General features: G+C 55.6%; 20 protein-coding genes. 15 read left to right on the top strand and 5 right to left on the bottom strand.

Annotation, left to right across the window (positions count from 1 at the left end; translation table 11 throughout):
* Complete coding sequence (kdpA, locus tag FU672_RS08010; RefSeq protein ID WP_148242834.1) at positions 1–1,680, bottom strand: potassium-transporting ATPase subunit KdpA; 1,680 nt, start codon at positions 1,678–1,680, stop codon at positions 1–3.
* Positions 1,680–1,769, bottom strand: coding sequence for a K(+)-transporting ATPase subunit F (kdpF, locus tag FU672_RS08005; RefSeq protein ID WP_014069365.1), 90 nt, complete (start codon positions 1,767–1,769; stop codon positions 1,680–1,682). Before kdpF ends, kdpA begins: the two co-directional genes overlap by 1 nt.
* A gap of 308 nt (positions 1,770–2,077) precedes the next feature.
* Between kdpF and FU672_RS08000 the strand changes: the two genes are divergently transcribed.
* From FU672_RS08000 to nei, 7 genes are all read left to right on the top strand, one after another.
* On the top strand, positions 2,078–2,284 hold the full coding sequence (locus FU672_RS08000) for a YbfA family protein (protein ID WP_014069366.1): 207 nt from the start codon (positions 2,078–2,080) through the stop codon (positions 2,282–2,284).
* A 606-nt stretch (positions 2,285–2,890) separates the two neighbouring features.
* Positions 2,891–4,303 (top strand): deoxyribodipyrimidine photo-lyase, encoded by a 1,413-nt coding sequence (gene phrB / locus FU672_RS07995; protein ID WP_148242833.1) that lies wholly within the window; start codon positions 2,891–2,893, stop codon positions 4,301–4,303.
* A 10-nt stretch (positions 4,304–4,313) separates the two neighbouring features.
* The gene (locus FU672_RS07990; RefSeq protein WP_148242926.1) at positions 4,314–5,057 is read left to right on the top strand and encodes a type 2 GTP cyclohydrolase I; all 744 of its coding nucleotides are present in this window, start codon (positions 4,314–4,316) and stop codon (positions 5,055–5,057) included.
* A gap of 14 nt (positions 5,058–5,071) precedes the next feature.
* Positions 5,072–5,728, top strand: coding sequence for a 5-oxoprolinase subunit PxpB (pxpB, locus tag FU672_RS07985; RefSeq protein ID WP_148242832.1), 657 nt, complete (start codon positions 5,072–5,074; stop codon positions 5,726–5,728).
* Positions 5,722–6,654 carry a 5-oxoprolinase subunit PxpC gene (pxpC, locus tag FU672_RS07980; protein ID WP_148242831.1) on the top strand — a complete coding sequence of 311 codons (933 nt, stop codon included), beginning with the start codon at positions 5,722–5,724 and terminating at the stop codon, positions 6,652–6,654. Before pxpB ends, pxpC begins: the two co-directional genes overlap by 7 nt.
* Entirely contained in the window at positions 6,641–7,381 is a 741-nt protein-coding gene (gene pxpA, locus FU672_RS07975) for a 5-oxoprolinase subunit PxpA (RefSeq protein WP_148242830.1), read from the top strand. Before pxpC ends, pxpA begins: the two co-directional genes overlap by 14 nt.
* 18 nt (positions 7,382–7,399) lie before the next feature.
* Entirely contained in the window at positions 7,400–8,191 is a 792-nt protein-coding gene (gene nei, locus FU672_RS07970) for an endonuclease VIII (protein ID WP_148242829.1), read from the top strand.
* Positions 8,192–8,274: 83 nt separating this feature from the next.
* On the opposite strand, the gene FU672_RS07965 is transcribed toward nei, so the two are convergent.
* Complete coding sequence (locus tag FU672_RS07965) at positions 8,275–9,558, bottom strand: citrate synthase (protein ID WP_010428698.1); 1,284 nt, start codon at positions 9,556–9,558, stop codon at positions 8,275–8,277.
* Between the two features lie 639 nt (positions 9,559–10,197).
* Here FU672_RS07965 and sdhC point away from each other — a divergent pair.
* From sdhC to sucD, 8 genes are all read left to right on the top strand, one after another.
* Positions 10,198–10,602: a succinate dehydrogenase cytochrome b556 subunit gene (gene sdhC, locus FU672_RS07960; protein ID WP_020684965.1), complete on the top strand. Its 405-nt coding sequence runs from the start codon at positions 10,198–10,200 to the stop codon at positions 10,600–10,602.
* Positions 10,596–10,943, top strand: coding sequence for a succinate dehydrogenase membrane anchor subunit (sdhD, locus tag FU672_RS07955; protein WP_008501088.1), 348 nt, complete (start codon positions 10,596–10,598; stop codon positions 10,941–10,943). The genes sdhC and sdhD overlap by 7 nt, the downstream gene beginning before the upstream one ends.
* Entirely contained in the window at positions 10,943–12,709 is a 1,767-nt protein-coding gene (gene sdhA, locus FU672_RS07950; RefSeq protein WP_148242828.1) for a succinate dehydrogenase flavoprotein subunit, read from the top strand. Before sdhD ends, sdhA begins: the two co-directional genes overlap by 1 nt.
* Positions 12,710–12,724: 15 nt before the next feature.
* The gene (sdhB, locus tag FU672_RS07945; RefSeq protein ID WP_008501090.1) at positions 12,725–13,441 is read left to right on the top strand and encodes a succinate dehydrogenase iron-sulfur subunit SdhB; all 717 of its coding nucleotides are present in this window, start codon (positions 12,725–12,727) and stop codon (positions 13,439–13,441) included.
* 269 nt (positions 13,442–13,710) lie between these two features.
* Positions 13,711–16,518, top strand: a complete 2,808-nt coding sequence (gene sucA / locus FU672_RS07940) for a 2-oxoglutarate dehydrogenase E1 component (RefSeq protein ID WP_148242827.1) — start codon at positions 13,711–13,713, stop codon at positions 16,516–16,518.
* Positions 16,519–16,532: 14 nt separating this feature from the next.
* Positions 16,533–17,753 (top strand): 2-oxoglutarate dehydrogenase complex dihydrolipoyllysine-residue succinyltransferase, encoded by a 1,221-nt coding sequence (gene odhB, locus FU672_RS07935; RefSeq protein ID WP_008501093.1) that lies wholly within the window; start codon positions 16,533–16,535, stop codon positions 17,751–17,753.
* A gap of 95 nt (positions 17,754–17,848) precedes the next feature.
* Positions 17,849–19,015 (top strand): ADP-forming succinate--CoA ligase subunit beta, encoded by a 1,167-nt coding sequence (sucC, locus tag FU672_RS07930; protein ID WP_006809579.1) that lies wholly within the window; start codon positions 17,849–17,851, stop codon positions 19,013–19,015.
* Positions 19,015–19,884 carry a succinate--CoA ligase subunit alpha gene (gene sucD / locus FU672_RS07925; protein WP_014169173.1) on the top strand — a complete coding sequence of 290 codons (870 nt, stop codon included), beginning with the start codon at positions 19,015–19,017 and terminating at the stop codon, positions 19,882–19,884. Before sucC ends, sucD begins: the two co-directional genes overlap by 1 nt.
* A 91-nt stretch (positions 19,885–19,975) precedes the next feature.
* On the opposite strand, the gene FU672_RS07920 is transcribed toward sucD, so the two are convergent.
* Both FU672_RS07920 and FU672_RS07915 read right to left on the bottom strand, forming a co-directional pair.
* Entirely contained in the window at positions 19,976–20,299 is a 324-nt protein-coding gene (locus tag FU672_RS07920; protein ID WP_148242826.1) for a cupin domain-containing protein, read from the bottom strand.
* A 47-nt stretch (positions 20,300–20,346) separates the two neighbouring features.
* Complete coding sequence (locus FU672_RS07915; RefSeq protein ID WP_148242825.1) at positions 20,347–22,281, bottom strand: heparinase II/III domain-containing protein; 1,935 nt, start codon at positions 22,279–22,281, stop codon at positions 20,347–20,349.
* Positions 22,282–22,309 lie beyond the last annotated feature (28 nt).

Raw genomic sequence — 22,309 nt, 5'->3', positions numbered from 1 at the left:
TCAGCGTAAAGAGAGGGTTTCCGCGACCGGGCCTAACGCGAGGGCGGGGATAAAGGTCAGGGCGCCGACCAGTAACACGGTGCCCGTCAGCAGGCCGATAAACAGCGCGCCGTGGGTCGGTAGTGTCCCGGTGGTGGTCGGTTGGATTTTTTTATTCACCAGCGATCCGGCAATCGCCATAACCGGCACAATGATCCCGAAGCGACCCACAAACATGCAGAACGCCAGCAGGCAGTTCCAGAACGGTGAGTTGGCGCTTAAGCCTGCAAAGGCGCTGCCGTTGTTGTTGGCGGCAGAAGAGACGGCATACAGCACTTCACTAAAACCGTGAATGCCAGGGTTAAAGATGCCACTGCGTCCTGCCTCTGTCATCAGCGCCAGCGCGGTGCCGAGCAGCACAAGCGCAGGGGTGACCAGAATCGCCAGCGCGGTTAATTTCATCTCGCGAACGTCGATTTTTTTACCGAGGTATTCCGGGGTGCGGCCAATCATCAAACCGGCAATAAACACCGCCAGCAGCACGAAAAGCAGCATGCCGTAAAGACCCGAGCCCACGCCGCCAAACACCACTTCGCCAATCTGCATCAGCCACATCGGGATCATGCCACCCAGCGCCGTAAAGGAATCGTGCATGGCGTTGACTGCCCCGCACGAGGCCGCCGTGGTGACCACCGCATACAGGCTGCTGGCGAGAATGCCAAAGCGGCTCTCTTTACCTTCCATGTTGATATTGCTGTCAGCCCCAAGCTGCATGAAATGGCTGTTGCCGCTCCATTCAGCCCACATCACCAGCGCAACACAGACCACAAAGATAAGCGACATAGTCCAGAGCAGGGTGCGGCCCTGACGGCGATCGTTGACCACATCACCAAAGGCAAAGCAGAGCGCGGCGGGGATCAGGAAAATCGCCAGCATCTGCACAAAATTGGTCAAGGCGGTAGGGTTTTCAAACGGATGCGACGAGTTGGCGTTGAAGAAGCCACCCCCGTTCGTCCCGAGCATTTTGATGGCTTCCTGTGACGCCACTGGCCCCATCGGCAGGAGCTGTTTTGCCCCTTCCAGCGAGGTATAAGGCGCGTAAGGCATCAGGTTTTGCAGGGTGCCCTGCTGAATAAAGAACAGTGCGATCAGCAGCGCAATCGGCAGCAGGATCCACAGCGTAATGCGGGTCAGATCCACCCACGCGTTACCCAGCGTGCTCACTTTCTGGCGCGCAAACGCACGCGTCAGCGCGAAGATCACCGAAATACCGCTCGCGGCTGAGAGGAAGTTCTGCACGGTTAACCCGACCATCTGGCTGAAGTAGCTGAGCGTGGTTTCACCGGAATAGGACTGCCAGTTAGTGTTGGTGACAAAACTGACTGCCGTGTTCAGCGCAAGATGCCAGGACAGGCCCGGTAATTGTTGCGGATTTAGCGGCAGGATACCCTGCAACATCAGCATGGCAAAAAGCGCAATGAGCCCGACGATATTCAGCAGCAGAATGGCGATCAGATAGTCACGCCAGTTCATCTCCCGGTCGTCTATTCCCAGTACGCGCCAGATCCCTTTTTCAACGTTTCCCGTGCCGGGCAAGGGGACGTTGTTGATCAATCGTGCCAGTCCTGTTCCCAGTGGCCTTGCCAGAACGAACAATACCACTAAGAAGCTGGCAATAAGCAGAAACGCCTGAGCAGCCATCAGAAGGCCTCCGCATTAATCAGGGCATAGACCAGATAACCCAATAACAGGAACACCAGCACGATGCCGGCAATAAGACCTGCACTCACAATCCACCTCCGGGTGACTTTCGTTGTTGTACTAACGGTAGGATTTCCGGCGCAAAGATTTCGCAAAAATGGGGAGGGCGGGTGTAAAAAAAGTATAAAAATGGCAAAGCCCACAATTTAACTATTGATAAGTAAATTGTTAACTTTTTTGTAACTTAATTACGTTGTGAATGTAAATATTCACTAAATGGATAAAAATAAGTGGTCGGATGAGTAGTAAAATTACAAACAAAGCGATATTATTTTAGCCAGGTCACAGATTTTGAATTTTCCGGATGACGTTTCCGGCCAACTATAGGGGAGAAAATATGGATCTTTATAAAGAGTATCCGGCTCATATCGTGTTCATGCGTCGCACTTTCGCCGTAGTGGCTGGTGTGCTGGCTCTGCCGGTGATGCTGTTCTGGAAAGATCGTGCACGTTTTTACAGCTATCTGCACCGCGTCTGGGCGAAAACCAGCGAGAAGCCCGTGTGGATGGATCAGGCCGAGAAAGCGACCTGCGATTTCTACTAGAAAGAAGATTACGCACAGCAATAAAAAAACCGCCTACAGCAATGTGGCGGTTTTTTTGTCCCTCGGGATTCGCGGTCCGTTGGGATGGCGTTTTTGCAACCGCCTACCAAGGATCTTTATCATACCTTCCTTCAGACGGCAGGCAATCCCCCAGACCCTTTATAAATTCCTAATTTTCATCGAATATCTTAACTGCGCGACGAATGTTAATTATGATGCGTCGTCCCTTTCCGCCATCTCGCACATGGGCATCGGTCTCGGGAAAGGTGTGTTCACAACCGTAAAGCATCCGCCTACCAGGGCTTGTGTCCACCGACTTATCACCGGTGGTGAACGGTGGAGCGGTTAGCAGCAGGGACCGCATAGTGAAACGCTATTTTTGCATCGCGTTCATTGTCGCCAGCGTACTCGTTGTAAAAAGTGATGAATCCACCGGGTTTGTTGCATTTTCTACGATAGCGCAGGACAAGTAGCGTTAAGGCCGCCTTGGGCGGCCTTTTTTATTTCATCCCGTCTACACTTCATGGCAAAGTACATTAATAGCTCGCCGCTTTTTCCTTTGGTGGCGAGCCCTTACGGACATAATGGATATTTGCCTGGAGTTTTATGCCCACCCATCTGGTTTGGTTTCGCGCGGATCTGCGCGTACATGACAACATCGCACTCGCGGCGGCCTGTCGCGCCAAAGACGCTAACGTACTGGCTCTGTTTATGGCCACGCCCGCGCAGTGGCGGCAGCACGATATGGCTCCCCGCCAGGCTGCCTTGCTCCGTGCGTATCTGACCGATCTGCAGCACTCGCTGGCCGGAAAAGGCATACCGCTGATCTATAAAGAGGTGAGTGATTTTGCCGCACAGCTTCAGACGGTGCAGGAGATCTGTAAGCAGCACAACGTCACGCATTTATTTTACAACTATCAGTACGAATTCAACGAGCAGCAGCGCGACCGTCAGCTGGAGAAGATGCTGGAAGAGGTGGTCTGCGAAGGGTTTGATGACAGCGTGATGCTGGCACCGGGCAGCGTGATGACCGGCAACCACGAGATGTATAAAGTTTTTACGCCGTTTAAAAATGCCTTTATCAAACGTCTGAAAGAAGCGCTGCCGGAGTGCGTTGCCGCGCCTGCCGTGAGAGGCGAACCCATAAAGGACCTCCCTGAACTGACGTTTGATTACCCTCAGCAACCGTTTGATGAAACGCAGTTCCCCGCCGATGAAAAAGCGGCTATCGCCCAACTGCGCCAGTTCTGCAAACAGGACGCGGCCAATTACGGCGCGCGTCGGGATTTTCCCGCCATTGAGGGCACCAGCCGCCTGTCGGCCTGTCTGGCGCTGGGCGCGATCTCTCCTCGCCAGTGTTTACATCGCCTGTTGGCGGAGCAGCCGCAGGTGCTGGAGGGGGGCGCAGGGTCCGTCTGGCTGAATGAACTGATCTGGCGCGAGTTCTACCGCCATCTGATGACGTATCACCCTGATTTATGTAAACATCGTCCCTTCATCAACTGGACGGAGAAGGTGGAGTGGCAATCGAACGATCGGCTGCTGAAAGCCTGGCAAACAGGGCGGACGGGTTACCCGATAGTTGATGCCGCCATGCGCCAGCTGAATGAAACCGGGTGGATGCACAACCGCCTGCGGATGATTACCGCCAGCTTTCTGGTGAAGGATCTGCTTATCGACTGGCGTATCGGAGAGCGCTATTTTATCTCTCAGCTGATCGATGGCGATCTCGCGGCGAATAACGGCGGCTGGCAGTGGGCGGCCTCTACCGGCACCGATGCCGCGCCCTATTTCCGGATTTTTAATCCGACCACTCAGGGACAAAAATTTGATGCGGACGGCGAGTTTATCCGCCGCTGGGTTCCTGAACTTAACCATATACCTGCTAAAGCGATCCACGAACCGTGGGCATGGGCGGATAAACAGCGTGTAAAGCTGGATTACCCTCGCCCGATTGTCGACCATAAACAGGCGCGTGTCGCCACGCTGGCGGCGTACGAAGCTGCCCGCAAAGCATAAGAGAGTGATGATGAAAAACAGCGAACTGGAAAGCCTGATTAACGAAAAACTGAACAGTATGTCCTTCAGCGATTACGGCCCGAACGGGCTCCAGGTTGAAGGTCGTGAGACGGTGCAAAAAATTATCACCGGCGTGACGGCAAGCCAGGCGCTGCTGGACGAGGCTGTGCGTCAGGACGCCGACGCGGTGATTGTCCATCACGGTTACTTCTGGAAAAACGAATCGCCGATTATTCGCGGGATGAAGCGCAACCGCCTGAAAACGCTGCTGGCAAATGACATCAACCTGTACGGTTACCACCTGCCGCTGGATGCGCATCCGGAACTCGGCAACAACGTCCAGCTGGCGCAGCTACTGGGCATTACCGTGATGGGCGAAATTGAGCCGCTGGTGCCGTGGGGCGAACTGGCGATGCCGGTTCCGGGGCTGGAGCTGGCCTCGTGGATTGAAGCGCGCCTGGGGCGTCGTCCGCTGTGGAGCGGTGATACCGGTCCGGATACGGTGAAGCGTGTTGCCTGGTGTACCGGGGGCGGTCAGGGCTTTATCGACAGTGCCGCGCGTTTCGGCGTCGATGCTTTTATCACCGGCGAGGTTTCCGAGCAGACCATTCATTCGGCGCGTGAACAGGGACTGCATTTTTACGCTGCAGGTCATCATGCCACCGAGCGTGGCGGCATTCGCGCCCTCAGCGAGTGGCTGACGGAAAATACCGATCTGGATGTGACCTTTATTGATATTCCTAACCCGGCCTGATGAGAGGTGCCTGAGTGCAGCGAGCGCGTTGTTATCTTCTGGGAGAAACGGCAGTGGTTCTGGAGCTCGAGCCGCCGGTGACCCTTGCCACACAAAAGCGTATCTGGCGGCTAACACAGCGTCTGGTCGATCTCCCGGAAGTGGTTGAAGCCATTCCGGGGATGAATAACATCACTGTGGTGTTGCGTAGCCCGCATACCCTGGCGCTGGATGCCATCGAACGTTTGCAGCGCTGGTGGGAAGAGAGTGAGGCGCTGGAGCCGGAATCGCGTGCCATTGAGATCCCGGTCGTTTATGGCGGCACGGGTGGGCCGGATCTTGGCGTGGTGGCAGACCACTGCGGATTAACAGAAAAGCAGGTTGTAGAGTTGCACAGTTCGGTTGACTACGTGGTCTGGTTCCTGGGGTTTCAGCCCGGATTCCCGTACCTGGGGGGATTGTCACCTCAGTTACATACGCCACGCCGTGCCGAACCGCGTCTGAGCGTACCGGCGGGGACGGTGGCTATCGGCGGCGAGCAGACTGGCGTTTATCCACTGACATCGCCTGGCGGCTGGCAGCTAATTGGGCATACCGCGACACCGTTATTTGAACCCGGGCTGGAGACGCCAATACTCCTGCGTCCCGGCGATACCCTTCGCTTTATCCCGCAGAAGGAGGGGGTATGTTAACGCTTATTCGCGCCGGGCTTTATACCTCCGTACAGGATGCGGGCCGCTTTGGCATGCGCCAGTCTGGCGTGAGCTATTGTGGCGCGCTGGACAGGCCTGCGCTGGAGATTGCTAACGTGCTGGTGGGGAACCCCGGCAATACGGCCGCGCTCGAAATTACGCTCGGCCAGTGCGTCATTGAGTTTAGTCAGGAGACCTGGTTTGCCTTAACCGGCGCAGGCTGTGATGCCTCGCTGGATGGCAAAGCGGTCTGGACCGGCTGGCGGCTGCGGGCGAAAGCCGGACAGCGTCTGACCTTGAAGCGTCCTTTGCACGGTGTGCGTAGCTATCTTGCGGTGGCGGGCGGCATCGACGTGCCGGAAGTGCTGGGCTCGTCCAGTACCGATCAGAAAGCCGGGATCGGCGGTCACGAAGGACGCCTGCTGCGCGACGGCGATCGGCTGGCAATCAAGCCCTCCGCGCGCCATTTCTCGACCACGCAGGGCGTAAAACAGCTGCTGTGGGGAAACCAGATCCGCGCCTTACCGGGGCCGGAATATCATGAGTTTGACGAGGCGTCTAAGGAGTCCTTCTGGCGCTCGCCGTGGAAGCTCAGCCCGCAGAGTAACCGCATGGGCTACCGCCTGCAGGGGCAGCCGCTGACCCGCACGACGGACCGGGAACTGCTCTCCCATGGTTTATTGCCGGGAGTTATTCAGGTGCCGGGCAACGGTCAGCCCATCGTGTTAATGAACGACGCGCAAACTACCGGCGGTTACCCGCGCATTGCCTGCATCATTGAAGCCGATCGCTACCATCTGGCGCAAATTCCCCTCGGGCAGCCGATTCACTTCGTGCAGTGTTCGCTGGAGGAGGCGCTGAAAGCCCGGCAGGATCAGCAGCGTTATCTCGAACAGCTGGCGTGGAGGCTTGATGGTAAAGATTGATTTGAATGCCGATCTGGGTGAGGGCAGCAGCGCCGATGCGGCACTGATGACCCTGGTCACCTCGGCCAACATCGCCTGTGGCTTTCACGCGGGCGATGCGCAAACCATGCTGGAGAGCGTGCGTCATGCCATTAAAAATGGCGTTGCGATAGGCGCTCATCCGAGCTTCCCCGATCGGGAAAACTTTGGCCGCACGGCGATGGATCTCCCGCCTGAGACCGTCTACGCTCAGGTGCTCTACCAGATCGGCGCACTGGAGGCGATGGTGCGTGCGGAGAACGGTGTGATGCGCCACGTGAAGCCGCACGGCATGCTCTACAATCAGGCGGCGAAAGATCCGGCGCTGGCGGAGGCGATTGCCCGCGCGGTGCGGGACTGTAATCCGCAGCTGATCCTCGTGGGTCTGGCGGGCAGCGAGCTGATTCGCGCCGGACAGCGGCTGGGCCTGACCACCCGTCAGGAAGTGTTTGCTGACCGAGGTTATCAGCCCGATGGTAGTCTTGTACCGCGTACGCAAGCCGGGGCGCTGATTACCGATGAAGGTAAAGCGCTGGCGCAGACGCTGGAGATGGTGCGCACCGGGCGGGTGACCGCCGTGGATGGAACACCGGCAAACGTTCAGGCTGATACGGTATGTTTACACGGCGATGGCGAGCATGCGCTCCAGTTCGCGCGCCGCTTGCGGGCTGCGTTCTCTGAAGAGGGCATCCTTGTCAGCGCAGAATAATCATGAAAGGACAATAACATGCCAGAAGGTCCGGAGATCCGCCGCGCAGCGGATAGCCTGGAGGCGGCGATAAAGGGCAAACCGTTGACGCATGTCTGGTTTGCTTTTCCTCAGCTAAAACCGTTTGAATTACAGCTGGTGGGGCAAACGGTGACCCATATTGAAACGCGCGGCAAGGCCTTGCTCACGCACTTTTCCCATAACCTGACGTTATATAGCCATAACCAGCTTTATGGCGTGTGGCGGGTCGTTAACGCGAATGAACAGCCGCAAACCACCCGCGTGCTGCGCGTCAGGCTGCAAACGGCGGATAAAGCGATCCTGCTTTACAGCGCGTCGGACATCGAAATGTTAACGCCGGAGCAGCAGCTCACGCACCCGTTCCTGCAACGGGTAGGACCAGACGTTCTGGACATGCGCCTGACGGCGAGCGACGTGAAAGCCCGGTTGTTATCACCTAAATTCCGTAACCGACAGTTTTCCGGTCTGTTCCTCGACCAGGCCTTTCTGGCCGGGTTGGGTAACTATCTGCGGGTAGAGATCCTCTGGGAAGTCGGGCTGTCGGCGCAACATAAAGCGTCTCAGCTGAATGATGAACAGCTGGAGGCGTTATCCCACGCGCTGCTGGATATTCCTCGGCTGTCGTACAACACGCGCGGCGTGGTGGATGAGAACAAGCATCACGGGGCGCTGTTCCGGTTCAAGGTGTTTCATCGGGCGGGGAAGAAGTGCGAGCGATGCGGCGGGATTATTGACAGGATTATGCTCTCTTCGAGACCCTTTTACTGGTGCCCGCACTGCCAGAAATAAAAAAGCCGGGTGACGGCTACGCCTTACCCGGCCTACTTTCGCACTTTCAGGCCCGGCAAGCGAAGCGCCGCCGGGCGTGTTTATTAGCGCTTAATATCAGACTTAAAATCACGCTGCTCGTAGCCGGTATACAGCTGACGAGGACGGGCGATTTTCATGCCTTCGCTGTGCATTTCGTTCCAGTGCGCAATCCAGCCAACGGTACGGGCCATGGCGAAGATTACGGTGAACATGGAAGACGGAATGCCCATCGCTTTCAGAATAATGCCAGAGTAGAAATCGACGTTCGGGTAGAGTTTCTTCTCGATGAAGTACGGGTCGTTCAGCGCGATGTGTTCCAGCTCCATCGCCACTTCCAGCAGGTCATCTTTGGTACCCAGCTCTTTCAGCACTTCGTGGCAGGTCTCACGCATGACGGTCGCACGCGGGTCGTAGTTTTTGTAAACACGGTGACCGAAGCCCATCAGGCGGAAGGAGTCATTCTTGTCTTTCGCGCGACGCACGAACTCAGGAATGTGCTCAACGGTGCTGATCTCTTCCAGCATCTTCAGTGCCGCTTCGTTCGCGCCACCGTGCGCCGGTCCCCACAGGGAGGCGATGCCCGCAGCGATACAGGCGAACGGGTTCGCGCCTGAAGAGCCGGCGGTACGGACGGTAGAGGTAGAGGCGTTCTGTTCGTGGTCAGCGTGCAGGATCAGAATACGGTCCATTGCGCGTTCCAGCACCGGGTTCACTTCGTACTCTTCGCACGGCGTAGAGAACATCATGCGCAGGAAGTTACCCGCGTAGGAGAGGTCGTTGCGCGGATACACAAACGGCTGGCCGATGGAATACTTGTAGCACATCGCCGCCATGGTAGGCATTTTGGACAGCAGGCGGAACGCCGCGATATCACGGTGACGCGGGTTATTCACGTCAAGGGAGTCGTGGTAGAACGCCGCCAGCGCACCGGTAATCCCGCACATCACCGCCATTGGGTGAGAGTCACGGCGGAACGCATGGAACAGACGGGTAATCTGCTCATGGATCATGGTGTGACGGGTCACGGTGGTTTTGAATTCATCGTACTGTGCCTGCGTCGGTTTTTCGCCGTTCAGCAGGATGTAGCACACTTCCAGATAGTTGGATTCGGTGGCTAACTGATCGATGGGGAAGCCGCGATGGAGCAGGATACCTTCGTCACCGTCAATGTAGGTGATTTTGGATTCGCAAGATGCGGTAGAGGTAAATCCCGGGTCAAAGGTGAACACACCTTTAGAACCCAGCGTACGGATATCAATAACATCCTGACCGAGCGTGCCTTTTAGCACATCCAGTTCAATAGCAGTGTCACCACCGAGGGTGAGCTTTGCCTTTGTATCAGCCATTTACGGTCTCCTTAGCGCCTTATGCTTAAGACTGCGCTTTACCGGATTTGCTTTCAGCTGTTAATCACCGTTACCAGATTGTTATTTGGCTTACCGCTCAGCTCACGAGGACAAACCAGGGTACAGAGCTATGGCGCCTTGCAGGTAAACGAATGAAATATCAGTGAAACAACAGCAAATCAGCGTTTTTGCAGTCCGAATTATTCAAACCTGTATATCACTAATAACTGTCCTGATAACTTCGGTCAATACCATCACACTGTTACATAACTATTTGTCAGGTGAAAGTGAGACCTCATAACTTTTACGCATTATATGCCTTTTCTGATGACGTTTGTAACAATATTGTTTAACATTTGTCAAATCAGATGATTAAAAATTAAAAAGATGTTGTTATCGTGACCCTGATCACTGTTCCAGAGAAAACCCGACAAACTGTATGTAGGTTAATTGTAATGATTTTGTGAACGGCCTATACTGCCGCCAGGTCTCCGGAACACCCTGCAATCCCGAGCCACCCAGCGTTGTAACGTGTCGTTTTAGCATCTGGAAGCAATGTTTTGCATGACGCGCAGTTATAGAAAAGGAACGCTGCTTGACCCGCATCGCAGTCCGGAGGAAGGAAACAATAAGAACAGCATGTGGGCGTTATTCATGATAAGAAATGTGAAAAAACAAAGACCTGTCAATCTGGATCTCAAAACGATCCGGTTCCCCGTAACAGCAATAGCGTCCATTCTGCACCGTGTTTCTGGTGTGATTACGTTTGTGGCGGTCGGTATTCTGTTGTGGTTACTGGGCACCAGCCTCTCTTCCCCTGAAGGATTCCTCCAGGCCTCTGCCATCATGAACAGCTTCTTCGTGAAATTCATCATGTGGGGCATTCTGACCGCGCTGGCGTACCACGTCGTCGTGGGTGTTCGCCATATGCTGATGGACTTTGGCTACCTGGAAGAGACTTTCGAAGCCGGTAAACGCTCTGCTAACATTTCATTTGTGATTACAGTCGTGCTCTCACTTCTCGCAGGAGTTCTCGTATGGTAAGCAACGCCTCCGCATTAGGACGCAACGGCGTACATGACTTCATCCTTGTCCGTGCTACCGCCATCGTTCTCACCCTTTACATCATCTATATGATCGGTTTCTTCGCGACCAGCGGCACGCTGACGTGGGAAATCTGGAGTGGGTTCTTCGGATCCGCCTTCACCAAAGTGTTCACCCTGCTGGCGCTGTTCTCCATCCTTATTCATGCCTGGATTGGCATGTGGCAGGTGTTGACCGATTACGTTAAACCGCTGGCGATTCGCCTCCCACTGCAGCTGGCCATTGTCGTTGCACTGGTGGTTTACGTTATTTATGGATTCGTTGTGGTGTGGGGTGTGTAATGAAACTGCCAGTCAGAGAATTTGATGCTGTTGTAATTGGTGCCGGTGGCGCAGGTATGCGTGCCGCACTGCAAATTTCCCAGAGCGGCCAGACCTGTGCGCTGCTCTCAAAAGTTTTCCCGACTCGCTCCCACACTGTGTCTGCGCAGGGCGGTATCACCGTTGCGCTGGGTAATACCCATGAAGACAACTGGGAATGGCACATGTATGACACGGTAAAAGGTTCCGACTACATCGGCGACCAGGATGCCATCGAATATATGTGTAAAACCGGCCCGGAAGCGATTCTGGAGCTGGACCACATGGGTCTGCCGTTCTCCCGTCTGGAAAATGGCACCATCTATCAGCGTCCGTTTGGCGGCCAGTCGAAAAACTTCGGCGGCGAGCAGGCGGCACGTACCGCGGCGGCGGCTGACCGTACCGGTCACGCACTGCTGCACACCCTGTATCAGCAGAACCTGAAAAACCATACCACCATCTTCTCCGAGTGGTATGCGCTGGATCTGGTGAAAAACGCCGATGGCGCAGTCGTCGGCTGTACCGCGCTGTGCATCGAAACCGGTGAAGTGGTTTACTTCAAAGCACGTGCTACCGTGCTGGCTACCGGCGGTGCAGGCCGTATCTATCAGTCCACCACCAACGCCCACATCAACACCGGTGACGGCGTGGGTATGGCTATCCGCGCGGGCGTGCCGGTGCAGGATATGGAAATGTGGCAGTTCCACCCAACCGGTATCGCCGGTGCGGGCGTTCTGGTGACGGAAGGCTGCCGCGGTGAAGGTGGTTACCTGCTGAACAAACACGGCGAGCGCTTCATGGAGCGTTATGCCCCGAATGCGAAAGACCTGGCGGGTCGTGACGTGGTGGCGCGTTCCATCATGATCGAAATCCGTGAAGGCCGCGGCTGTGACGGCCCATGGGGTCCACACGCGAAGCTGAAACTCGACCACCTGGGTAAAGAGGTGCTGGAATCTCGTCTGCCGGGCATCCTGGAACTGTCCCGCACCTTCGCACACGTCGACCCGGTGAAAGAGCCGATTCCGGTTATCCCAACCTGCCACTATATGATGGGCGGTATTCCGACCAAAGTAACCGGTCAGGCGCTGACCGTGAACGAGCAGGGCGAAGATGTGATCATCCCGGGCCTGTTCGCGGTAGGCGAAATTGCCTGCGTATCCGTACACGGTGCAAACCGTCTGGGCGGCAACTCCCTGCTGGACCTGGTGGTATTTGGTCGTGCGGTGGGTCTGCATTTGCAGGAATCCATTGCCGAGCAGGGCACGCTGCGTGATGCAACCGATGACGAGATTGATGCCTCACTTGAGCGCCTCAACCGCTGGAACGGTAACCGTAACGGCGAAGATCCGGTGGAAATCCGTAAAGCGCTGCAGGAATGCATGCAGCACAACTTCTCGGTCTTCCGTGAAGGTGACGCGATGGCGAAAGGTCTTGAGCAGCTGAAAGCGATCCGCGAGCGTCTGAAAAATGCCCGCCTGGACGACACCTCCAGCGAGTTCAACACCCAGCGCGTTGAGTGCCTGGAGCTGGATAACCTGATGGAAACCGCGTTCGCGACGGCGATGTCGGCAAACTTCCGTACCGAAAGCCGTGGCGCGCATAGCCGCTTCGACTTCCCGGAGCGTGACGATGAAAACTGGCTGTGCCATTCCCTGTATCTGCCAGAGTCGGAATCCATGACGCGTCGTAGCGTCAATATGGAACCGAAACTGCGTCCGGCGTTCCCGCCGAAGATTCGTACTTACTAATGCGGAGACAGGATAATGAAACTCGAATTCTCAGTTTATCGTTATAACCCGGATGTTGATGATGCTCCGCGTATGCAGGACTACACCCTGGAAGCGGAAGAAGGTCGCGACATGATGCTGCTGGATGCCTTAATCCAGCTGAAAGAAAAAGATCCGACACTGTCGTTCCGCCGCTCCTGCCGTGAAGGGGTGTGTGGCTCTGACGGGGTGAACATGAACGGCAAAAATGGCCTGGCCTGCATCACGCCAATTTCAGCTTTGCAGCGTCCGGGTCAGAAAATTGTTATCCGTCCTCTGCCAGGCCTGCCGGTCGTGCGTGATTTGGTGGTAGACATGGGGCAATTCTATGCACAATATGAGAAGATTAAGCCTTACTTATTGAATAATGGGCAAAATCCACCCGCTCGCGAGCACTTACAGTCTCCTGAGCAGCGTGAAAAACTCGATGGGTTGTACGAGTGTATTCTCTGTGCATGTTGTTCAACGTCCTGCCCGTCGTTCTGGTGGAACCCGGACAAGTTTATCGGCCCGGCCGGTCTGCTGGCTGCCTATCGCTTCCTGATCGATAGCCGCGACACCGAAACCGATAGCCGTCTGGAAGGACTGAGTGACGCTTTCAGCGTATTCCGCTGCCATAGCATCATGAACTGCGTCAGTGTGTGTCCGAAGGGGCTGAACCCGACGCGCGCCATCGGTCATATTAAGTCGATGCTGCTGCAGCGCAGTGCGTAAGTAAAGAGAGGGGAGCGATGTTCCCCTCACCCTAACCCTCTCCCTAAGGGAGAGGGGACAGATTGCAGGAAATCTTTAAAAACTGCCGACGACCTTCCCCCTCTCCCCATGGGAGAGGGTCGGGGTGAGGGGAAACCCTTAAGACAGTTTCTAAAGGTTCCTTCGCGGGCCAAATGAAAAGAGCTCGCAGGTGAACCCCGGCACGTACACGTGGTGTGCGTGGTAGTTTCTACGGCGAAAGTAAGCATAAAAATGCTTAAGGGATCACGATGCAGAACGGCGCAATGAAAGCCTGGCTGGACTCTTCTTTCCTTTCTGGTGCGAACCAGAGCTGGATTGAACAGCTCTATGAAGACTTCTTAACCGATCCTGACTCAGTGGACGCAAACTGGCGTTCCATGTTCCAGCAGTTGCCTGGCACAGGGGTCAAACCGGATCAATTCCATTCCAAAACACGTGATTATTTCCGTCGTCTGGCGAAGGATGCCTCACGTTACTCTTCTGCGATTTCCGACCCTGACACCAATGCGAAGCAGGTTAAAGTCCTGCAGCTTATCAACGCTTATCGCTTCCGCGGTCACCAGCATGCGAATCTCGATCCGCTGGGACTGTGGAAACAAGACCGTGTGGCCGATCTCGATCCGGCGTATCACGATCTGACCGAGGCCGATTTCCAGGAAAGCTTTAACGTAGGTTCCTTTGCCATCGGCAAAGACACGATGAAGCTGGGCGATCTGATTGACGCGCTCAAGCAAACCTACTGCGGCTCCATCGGCGCGGAATACATGCACATTACCTCTACCGAAGAGAAACGCTGGATCCAGCAGCGCATCGAATCCGTAGCGGGCCACGCGACCTTCTCGGCTGACGAGAAAAAACGCTTCCTGAACGAACTGACCGCAGCGGAAGGGCTTGAGCGCTATCTGGGCGCGAAATTCCCGGGCGCAAAACGCTTCTCGCTGGAAGGCGGCGATGCGCTGGTGCCGATGCTGAAAGAGCTGATTCGTCACGCAGGCAAGAGCGGCACCCGTGAAGTGGTACTGGGGATGGCGCACCGTGGTCGTCTGAACGTGCTGGTCAACGTGCTGGGTAAAAAACCGCAGGACCTGTTCGACGAATTCGCGGGCAAACATAAAGAACACCTCGGCACCGGCGACGTGAAGTACCACATGGGCTTCTCGTCTGATATCGAAACCGAAGGCGGTCTGGTTCACCTGGCGCTGGCGTTTAACCCGTCACACCTGGAAATCGTTAGCCCGGTGGTTATCGGTTCCGTGCGTGCGCGTCTGGATCGTCTGGACGAGCCGAGCAGCAACAAAGTTCTGCCAATCACCATTCACGGTGATGCGGCGATTACCGGTCAGGGCGTGGTTCAGGAAACCCTGAACATGTCGAAAGCGCGGGGTTACGAAGTGGGCGGTACCGTTCGCATCGTGATCAACAACCAGGTGGGCTTCACCACCTCTAACCCGCTTGACGCGCGTTCTACCCCGTACTGCACCGACATCGGTAAGATGGTGCAGGCACCAATCTTCCACGTGAATGCGGATGACCCGGAGGCGGTTGCTTTCGTTACCCGTCTGGCGCTCGACTTCCGTAACACCTTTAAACGTGACGTGCTGATCGACCTGTTCTGCTACCGCCGTCACGGCCACAACGAAGCGGACGAGCCAAGTGCAACCCAGCCGTTGATGTATCAGAAAATCAAAAAACACCCAACGCCGCGCAAAATCTATGCTGACAAGCTGGAAGCGGACAAAGTGGCGACGCTGGAAGATGCGACCGAGCTGGTCAACCTTTACCGCGACGCGCTGGATGCGGGTGAATGCGTGGTGAAAGAACTGCGTCCGATGAACATGCACTCCTTTACCTGGTCGCCGTACCTCAACCACGAGTGGGATGAGAGCTACCCGAACAAGGTTGAGATGAAGCGCCTGCAGGAGCTGGCTAAACGCATCAGCACCGTACCGGACGCTATCGAGATGCAGTCTCGCGTAGCGAAAATCTACGGCGACCGTCAGGCCATGGCGGCAGGTGAGAAGCTGTTCGACTGGGGCGGCGCGGAAACGCTGGCCTACGCAACGCTGGTTGACGAAGGCATTCCTGTTCGTCTGTCCGGTGAAGATGCGGGTCGTGGTACCTTCTTCCACCGTCACGCGGTTGTTCACAACCAGTCCAACGGTTCTACCTACACCCCACTGCAGCACGTGCATAACGGTCAGGGCCAGTTCAAGGTCTGGGACTCCGTGCTGTCTGAAGAAGCGGTACTGGCCTTCGAATACGGTTATGCCACCGCTGAACCACGCACCCTGACCATCTGGGAAGCGCAGTTCGGTGACTTCGCCAACGGCGCGCAGGTGGTTATCGACCAGTTCATCTCCTCCGGCGAGCAGAAGTGGGGTCGTATGTGTGGCCTGGTGATGCTGCTGCCGCACGGTTACGAAGGCCAGGGTCCGGAGCACTCCTCCGCGCGTCTGGAACGTTATCTGCAACTCTGCGCAGAGCAGAACATGCAGGTCTGCGTGCCGTCCACCCCGGCTCAGGTGTACCACATGCTGCGTCGTCAGGCGCTGCGCGGTATGCGCCGTCCGCTGGTGGTGATGTCACCGAAATCCCTGCTGCGTCATCCGCTGGCGGTGTCCAGCCTGGAAGAACTGGCGAACGGTACCTTCCAGCCGGCCATCGGCGAAATTGACGAGCTGGATCCGCAGGCCGTGAAGCGTGTCGTGATGTGTTCTGGTAAGGTTTATTACGACCTGCTGGAACAGCGCCGCAAGAACGATCAGAAAGATGTCGCCATCGTGCGTATCGAACAGCTTTATCCGTTCCCGCATCAGGCGATGCAGGACGTGCTGAAACAATATGCTCACGTACATGATTTTGTCTGGTGTCAGGAAGAGCCGCTCAACCAGGGCGCATGGTACTGCAGCCAGCATCATTTCCGTGAAGTGATTCCATTTGGGTCAGCCCTGCGTTATGCAGGTCGCCCGGCCTCCGCCTCTCCGGCGGTAGGGTATATGTCCGTTCACCAGAAGCAGCAACAAGATCTGGTCAATGACGCGCTGAACGTCGATTAATTAAAGGATACAAAATGAGTAGCGTAGATATTCTTGTTCCCGACCTGCCTGAATCCGTAGCAGATGCGACCGTCGCTACCTGGCACAAAAAACCAGGCGATGCCGTTAAGCGCGATGAAGTGCTGGTAGAAATCGAAACTGACAAAGTGGTACTGGAAGTACCGGCTTCGGCGGATGGCGTTCTGGACGCGGTGCTGGAAGATGAAGGTACTACCGTAACCTCTCGCCAGATCCTGGGTCGCCTGCGTGAAGGCAACAGCGCGGGCAAAGAGTCCAGCGCGAAATCTGAAGAGAAAGCCTCTACGCCGGCTCAGCGCCAGCAGGCTTCTCTGGAAGAACAGTCTAACGACGCCCTCAGCCCGGCGATCCGTCGCCTGCTGGCTGAGCACAGCCTTGACCCGGCAGCCATTAAGGGCACCGGTGTGGGCGGTCGTCTGACCCGCGAAGACATCGACAAACACCTGGCGAAAGCGCCTGCTCAGGCAGAAGCGAAAGCCCCTGCGGCAGCACCAGCAGCACAGCCTGCTCTGGGCGCCCGTAGCGAAAAACGCGTGCCAATGACTCGCCTGCGTAAGCGTGTGGCTGAGCGTCTGCTGGAAGCGAAAAACTCCACTGCGATGCTGACCACCTTCAACGAAGTGAACATGAAGCCAATCATGGACCTGCGCAAGCAGTACGGTGACGCGTTTGAAAAACGTCACGGTATCCGTCTGGGCTTTATGTCCTTCTACGTGAAAGCGGTAGTTGAAGCGCTGAAACGCTACCCGGAAGTGAACGCGTCTATCGATGGCGATGACGTGGTTTACCACAACTATTTCGACGTCAGCATGGCGGTTTCTACTCCACGTGGCCTGGTGACCCCGGTTCTGCGTGATGTAGATACCCTGGGTATGGCTGACATCGAGAAAAACATTAAAGAGCTGGCTGTTAAAGGCCGCGACGGCAAGCTGACCGTAGACGATCTGACCGGCGGTAACTTCACCATTACCAACGGCGGCGTATTCGGCTCGCTGATGTCTACCCCGATCATTAACCCGCCGCAGAGCGCGATCCTGGGTATGCATGCCATTAAAGATCGCCCTATGGCGGTAGACGGTAAAGTTGAGATCCTGCCAATGATGTACCTGGCGCTCTCTTACGACCACCGCCTGATCGACGGCCGCGAGTCCGTGGGCTTCCTGGTAGCGATTAAAGAGCTGCTGGAAGATCCAACGCGTCTGCTGCTGGACGTCTAGTCACTTTTAGCATCACCTGCCCTGTAGGCCGGATAAGCGTAGCGCCGGTCTACAGGTTTGAAGATAACGATTACCCTGAAGGATGGATAGAACACATGAACTTACATGAATATCAGGCCAAACAGCTGTTTGCCCGGTATGGCTTACCGGCTCCGGTGGGTTATGCCTGTACTACCCCGCGTGAAGCAGAAGAAGCCGCATCTAAAATCGGTTCCGGCCCGTGGGTAGTTAAGTGTCAGGTTCACGCTGGTGGCCGTGGTAAAGCGGGCGGTGTGAAGGTTGTTAAGAGCAAAGAAGAGATTCGTGCGTTTGCTGAACATTGGCTCGGCAAGCGTCTGGTAACCTACCAGACAGATGCGAACGGCCAGCCGGTTAACCAGATCCTGGTGGAAGCGGCGACCGATATCGCGAAAGAACTGTACCTGGGCGCGGTTGTTGACCGTAGCTCCCGTCGCGTGGTGTTCATGGCGTCTACCGAAGGCGGCGTGGAAATCGAAAAAGTGGCGGAAGAGACCCCGCACCTGATCCACAAAGTGGCTATCGATCCGCTGGCGGGCCCAATGCCTTACCAGGGTCGCGAGCTGGCGTTCAAGCTGGGCCTGGAAGGTAAACTGGTTCAGCAGTTCACCAAAATCTTCATGGGTCTGGCCACTATCTTCCTGGAGCGCGACCTGGCGCTGATCGAGATTAACCCGCTGGTGATCACCACCCAGGGCGACCTGATTTGCCTCGACGGCAAACTGGGCGCTGACGGTAACGCACTGTTCCGCCAGCCAGATCTGCGCGAAATGCGCGATCAGTCTCAGGAAGATCCGCGTGAAGCGCAGGCTGCACAGTGGGAACTGAACTACGTTGCTCTTGATGGCAACATCGGCTGCATGGTTAACGGTGCGGGCCTGGCAATGGGCACTATGGATATCGTTAAGCTGCACGGCGGTGAGCCAGCAAACTTCCTCGACGTAGGCGGTGGCGCAACCAAAGAGCGCGTAACCGAAGCGTTCAAAATCATCCTCTCTGACGACAACGTGAAGGCCGTTCTGGTTAACATCTTCGGCGGCATCGTCCGTTGCGACCTGATCGCTGACGGTATCATCGGTGCGGTAGAAGAAGTGGGTGTTAACGTTCCGGTTGTTGTACGTCTGGAAGGTAACAACGCTGAACTCGGCGCGAAAAAACTGGCTGACAGCGGCCTGAATATTATTGCAGCGAAAAGTCTGACGGATGCAGCTCAGCAGGTTGTTGCCGCAGTGGAGGGGAAATAATGTCAGTTTTAATTAATAAAGATACCAAGGTTATCTGCCAGGGCTTCACCGGTAGCCAGGGGACTTTCCACTCCGAACAGGCGATTGCCTACGGCACGCAGATGGTTGGCGGCGTAACGCCAGGTAAAGGCGGCACCACGCATCTGGGCCTGCCGGTGTTCAACACCGTGCGTGAAGCCGTAGAAGCGACGGGCGCAACCGCAACCGTGATCTACGTTCCGGCTCCGTTCTGCAAAGACTCCATTCTGGAAGCGATCGACGCAGGCATCAAACTGATCATCACCATCACTGAAGGCATCCCTACGCTGGATATGCTGACCGTGAAAGTGAAGCTGGATGAAGCAGGCGTGCGTATGATCGGCCCGAACTGCCCTGGCGTTATCACCCCGGGCGAATGCAAAATCGGCATCATGCCGGGCCACATTCACAAGCCGGGTAAAGTGGGCATCGTGTCCCGTTCCGGTACCCTGACCTATGAAGCAGTGAAGCAGACCACCGATTACGGCTTCGGCCAGTCCACCTGTGTGGGCATCGGCGGTGACCCGATCCCGGGCTCTAACTTCATCGACATCCTGAAGATGTTCCAGGAAGATCCACAGACCGAAGCGATCGTGATGATCGGTGAGATCGGTGGTAGCGCGGAAGAAGAAGCGGCTGCTTACATCAAAGAACACGTGACCAAGCCGGTTGTGGGTTACATCGCGGGTGTGACCGCGCCGAAAGGCAAGCGTATGGGTCACGCAGGCGCGATCATCGCTGGTGGTAAAGGTACGGCTGATGAGAAATTCGCAGCGCTGGAAGCCGCAGGCGTGAAAACCGTTCGCAGCCTGGCGGATATCGGCGAAGCACTGAAATCCATCATTAAGTAAGTCCTCTCTGCTCCCCGAAAGGGGGGCGTTGAAGTATAAAAATGTCCGTTTCGACATGGTTGGCCGCTGTAAAGCGGCCTTTTTTTATTGTTTATTGCAGGAAATCCTCACGTACCGGCGTGAAGGTATCCAGCAGGGTTCCCGCCTTGCGACACACGCACCCGTGCATGACATTGGGCTGTTTGTACAGCGTATCTCCCGCTCTGACGATGTGCGTTTCGTCGGCAATGGTGAATTCAAACTCACCGGAGAGTACATACGTCAACTGCTCGTGAGGATGGCTGTGCATAGGGCCGATAGCGCCCTGGGCAAAATGCACTTCAACCGCCATCATATTGCCGGCATGGGAGAGGATCCGGCGCGTTACGCCATTACCTGCTTCTTCCAGCTGCGTCAGATTGTGAAAAACAAACATCGTATCACCTTAGTTGCATATTGAATCCGTGACTTCTGACTGCGTTGTCAGAGGCGGTATTCGCGGTTTAACGTCATGTCAATGACGGTTATCGTGTCGTCGCTCTTCACGATATCGACTTTTCCGGTGCCCGTGAAATCCGTGACAAACACGAAGGAAATACGCTTATCACGGCTGCGTAATAGCAGATAGTCGAGCATCGATGTCGAAGGGTTATTCGGTCCCTGAGCTTTGATTAACGCCGTATTGTTGGTCGAAAAGCAGGTGACAGAAACCGGGGCGTCAGCCTGGTAGCGAACCTCAATTTTTCCCTTCAGCGGTTGCTCGGTTGCCTGTTTAACGTAGGGGTAGCAGATCCGGACGCCATTCTGTGGTGCCGCCTGCGTTGCTGCGGCATTGATGTGGTAAACCGCATCAACGCACTGGTAGTGAGGGTTATCAATGTCCCATTTATCAATCAGCAGGTTTTCCGTCACCACGACGGTGCGGCGAAAAACGATATCCCGGTAAGACTCTGCATCCCACTCCACGCGAGTTTTACTGTCGGGTAACGCAGTTGCCCTGCGCCAGTCCACTTCAGCAATAAGCCTCGTTTCTCCTTCCCGTTGCTGATAATCGATAACCCGGGGGAGTGCAGGGGGTTGGTTAAGTCCGTTGACGCACAGCGTGTTGTGCGAAAACGTATTTTTGTAGTAGCCATAGTGCAGCGGTGCGCCATAGCCGGTGGTGCCCAGATCGGGGAACAGTGCGCTGTAGTTATTGAAGACGATGAGGTTGAGCCTGTCATAGTGATCGTGCTCGCCGCCATAGGGACCATGCTTAATGCATACGGCGCGCCCTGGCGCATTGCGGATTATCGTAAATCCGGCATCAGGATTATGCTCATTGCCTTCCGGGGCGCTTAACACCTGCGATGGTAGTGGTTGCCCATAGAAAAGGGCGTCAATATTGTCGCGCGGTCCGGCGGTATATAACCAGGCTAACAGCTCACCATATTGCGGGTTGCCATAATAGTTGAATGCAAATTCATAAATATCGGCGTGGCCGAGCTTCTCCTGACCGTTCACGCAGTCGTTCACCTTCGGCAGCGTCATATTTGGCATCAGTAGCGTTAATGGCAGTGACAGCATGTTCACATACCAGGGCTTATCCAGCAGACTGAATGGACCATGATGGGCGAATTTCTCGAAACCCATGAACGCTTCAAGGGCGTAGTAATGGTAATGCAGTGAACCCTCGAACCAGAATCCGCCGGGCAGCAGGGCGTGTTCCAGCTGATACCGCAGGCCATAAGGACTGTTAACAGCAAACGTCAGATAATACTCATCGTCGAGAATAGCGCCGATAATGCCGATGGTTGCGCTGATCTTCACCTCATGGTTGTGAATTTGATTGCTCCGGTTCCGCATCAGGAAATCGGCTCCACAGCGCAGCAGGCGTCGGGAAATGTACTCATACTGTTCTGTCGTCAGTTCTGAGCTGACAATATCGAACCCGCGTGCGAAGTCAGCATGGCAGTTGGCTTCACACAGCGTCTGCGCGTTGGCTTTACCGGGACCATTGTAAGGAATCCCACCGTGCTCTTCGTAGTCGGGGTAGTATTTTGCGTACTGCATCAGGATATCGATAATTTTATCCAGGTAGATATTATCGTCCGTTAGCAGCCAGAGAATGCCAAGCTCATAGCATGCCCTGGCATTCAGTCCATTGAGCCAACGCCACCATGCCCCGTAGTAGGGTTCGCCAGTAAATACGGCTCCATCAATGGGGCAACGGTGCTTATTTGGCGACTTTCGGTCCCAGAGCAGCCGCACGCTGTGCTCCGGGCAGTAAAAATAGTGGTTCCAGGTGGCGCAACCTGTTTGCGGAACCAGCGTGTCGTGGTTGAGCACGTCACAGTTGTTTTCCACCAGTCGGTGGAGGATCTCCGGCGTTACCCGGTCTTTCGCGGTCGCAATTTGGGCTTGTGTAAACAGTTTCATTATCTACCTGTATGCGTTGTCATGGCGT

Origin of the sequence: Enterobacter asburiae (assembly GCF_008080435.1) — a bacterium.
Lineage (GTDB): Bacteria > Pseudomonadota > Gammaproteobacteria > Enterobacterales > Enterobacteriaceae > Enterobacter > Enterobacter asburiae_C.
The sequence above is the reverse complement of the archived record's forward strand: the minus strand, read 5'-3'. Positions and strand labels throughout refer to the sequence as shown.

What these genes read in the sequence shown, in the direction of transcription:
- kdpA (WP_148242834.1), bottom strand. Translation starts at nt 1,680, where the DNA reads ATGGCTGCTCAGGCGTTTCTGCTTATTGCCAGCTTCTTAGTGGTATTG.
- FU672_RS08000 (WP_014069366.1), top strand. Translation starts at nt 2,078, where the DNA reads ATGGATCTTTATAAAGAGTATCCGGCTCATATCGTGTTCATGCGTCGC.
- phrB (WP_148242833.1), top strand. Translation starts at nt 2,891, where the DNA reads ATGCCCACCCATCTGGTTTGGTTTCGCGCGGATCTGCGCGTACATGAC.
- FU672_RS07990 (WP_148242926.1), top strand. Translation starts at nt 4,314, where the DNA reads ATGAAAAACAGCGAACTGGAAAGCCTGATTAACGAAAAACTGAACAGT.
- pxpC (WP_148242831.1), top strand. Translation starts at nt 5,722, where the DNA reads ATGTTAACGCTTATTCGCGCCGGGCTTTATACCTCCGTACAGGATGCG.
- pxpA (WP_148242830.1), top strand. Translation starts at nt 6,641, where the DNA reads ATGGTAAAGATTGATTTGAATGCCGATCTGGGTGAGGGCAGCAGCGCC.
- nei (WP_148242829.1), top strand. Translation starts at nt 7,400, where the DNA reads ATGCCAGAAGGTCCGGAGATCCGCCGCGCAGCGGATAGCCTGGAGGCG.
- FU672_RS07965 (WP_010428698.1), bottom strand. Translation starts at nt 9,558, where the DNA reads ATGGCTGATACAAAGGCAAAGCTCACCCTCGGTGGTGACACTGCTATT.
- sdhC (WP_020684965.1), top strand. Translation starts at nt 10,198, where the DNA reads ATGTGGGCGTTATTCATGATAAGAAATGTGAAAAAACAAAGACCTGTC.
- sdhD (WP_008501088.1), top strand. Translation starts at nt 10,596, where the DNA reads ATGGTAAGCAACGCCTCCGCATTAGGACGCAACGGCGTACATGACTTC.
- sdhA (WP_148242828.1), top strand. Translation starts at nt 10,943, where the DNA reads ATGAAACTGCCAGTCAGAGAATTTGATGCTGTTGTAATTGGTGCCGGT.
- sdhB (WP_008501090.1), top strand. Translation starts at nt 12,725, where the DNA reads ATGAAACTCGAATTCTCAGTTTATCGTTATAACCCGGATGTTGATGAT.
- sucA (WP_148242827.1), top strand. Translation starts at nt 13,711, where the DNA reads ATGCAGAACGGCGCAATGAAAGCCTGGCTGGACTCTTCTTTCCTTTCT.
- odhB (WP_008501093.1), top strand. Translation starts at nt 16,533, where the DNA reads ATGAGTAGCGTAGATATTCTTGTTCCCGACCTGCCTGAATCCGTAGCA.
- sucC (WP_006809579.1), top strand. Translation starts at nt 17,849, where the DNA reads ATGAACTTACATGAATATCAGGCCAAACAGCTGTTTGCCCGGTATGGC.
- sucD (WP_014169173.1), top strand. Translation starts at nt 19,015, where the DNA reads ATGTCAGTTTTAATTAATAAAGATACCAAGGTTATCTGCCAGGGCTTC.
- FU672_RS07920 (WP_148242826.1), bottom strand. Translation starts at nt 20,299, where the DNA reads ATGTTTGTTTTTCACAATCTGACGCAGCTGGAAGAAGCAGGTAATGGC.
- FU672_RS07915 (WP_148242825.1), bottom strand. Translation starts at nt 22,281, where the DNA reads ATGAAACTGTTTACACAAGCCCAAATTGCGACCGCGAAAGACCGGGTA.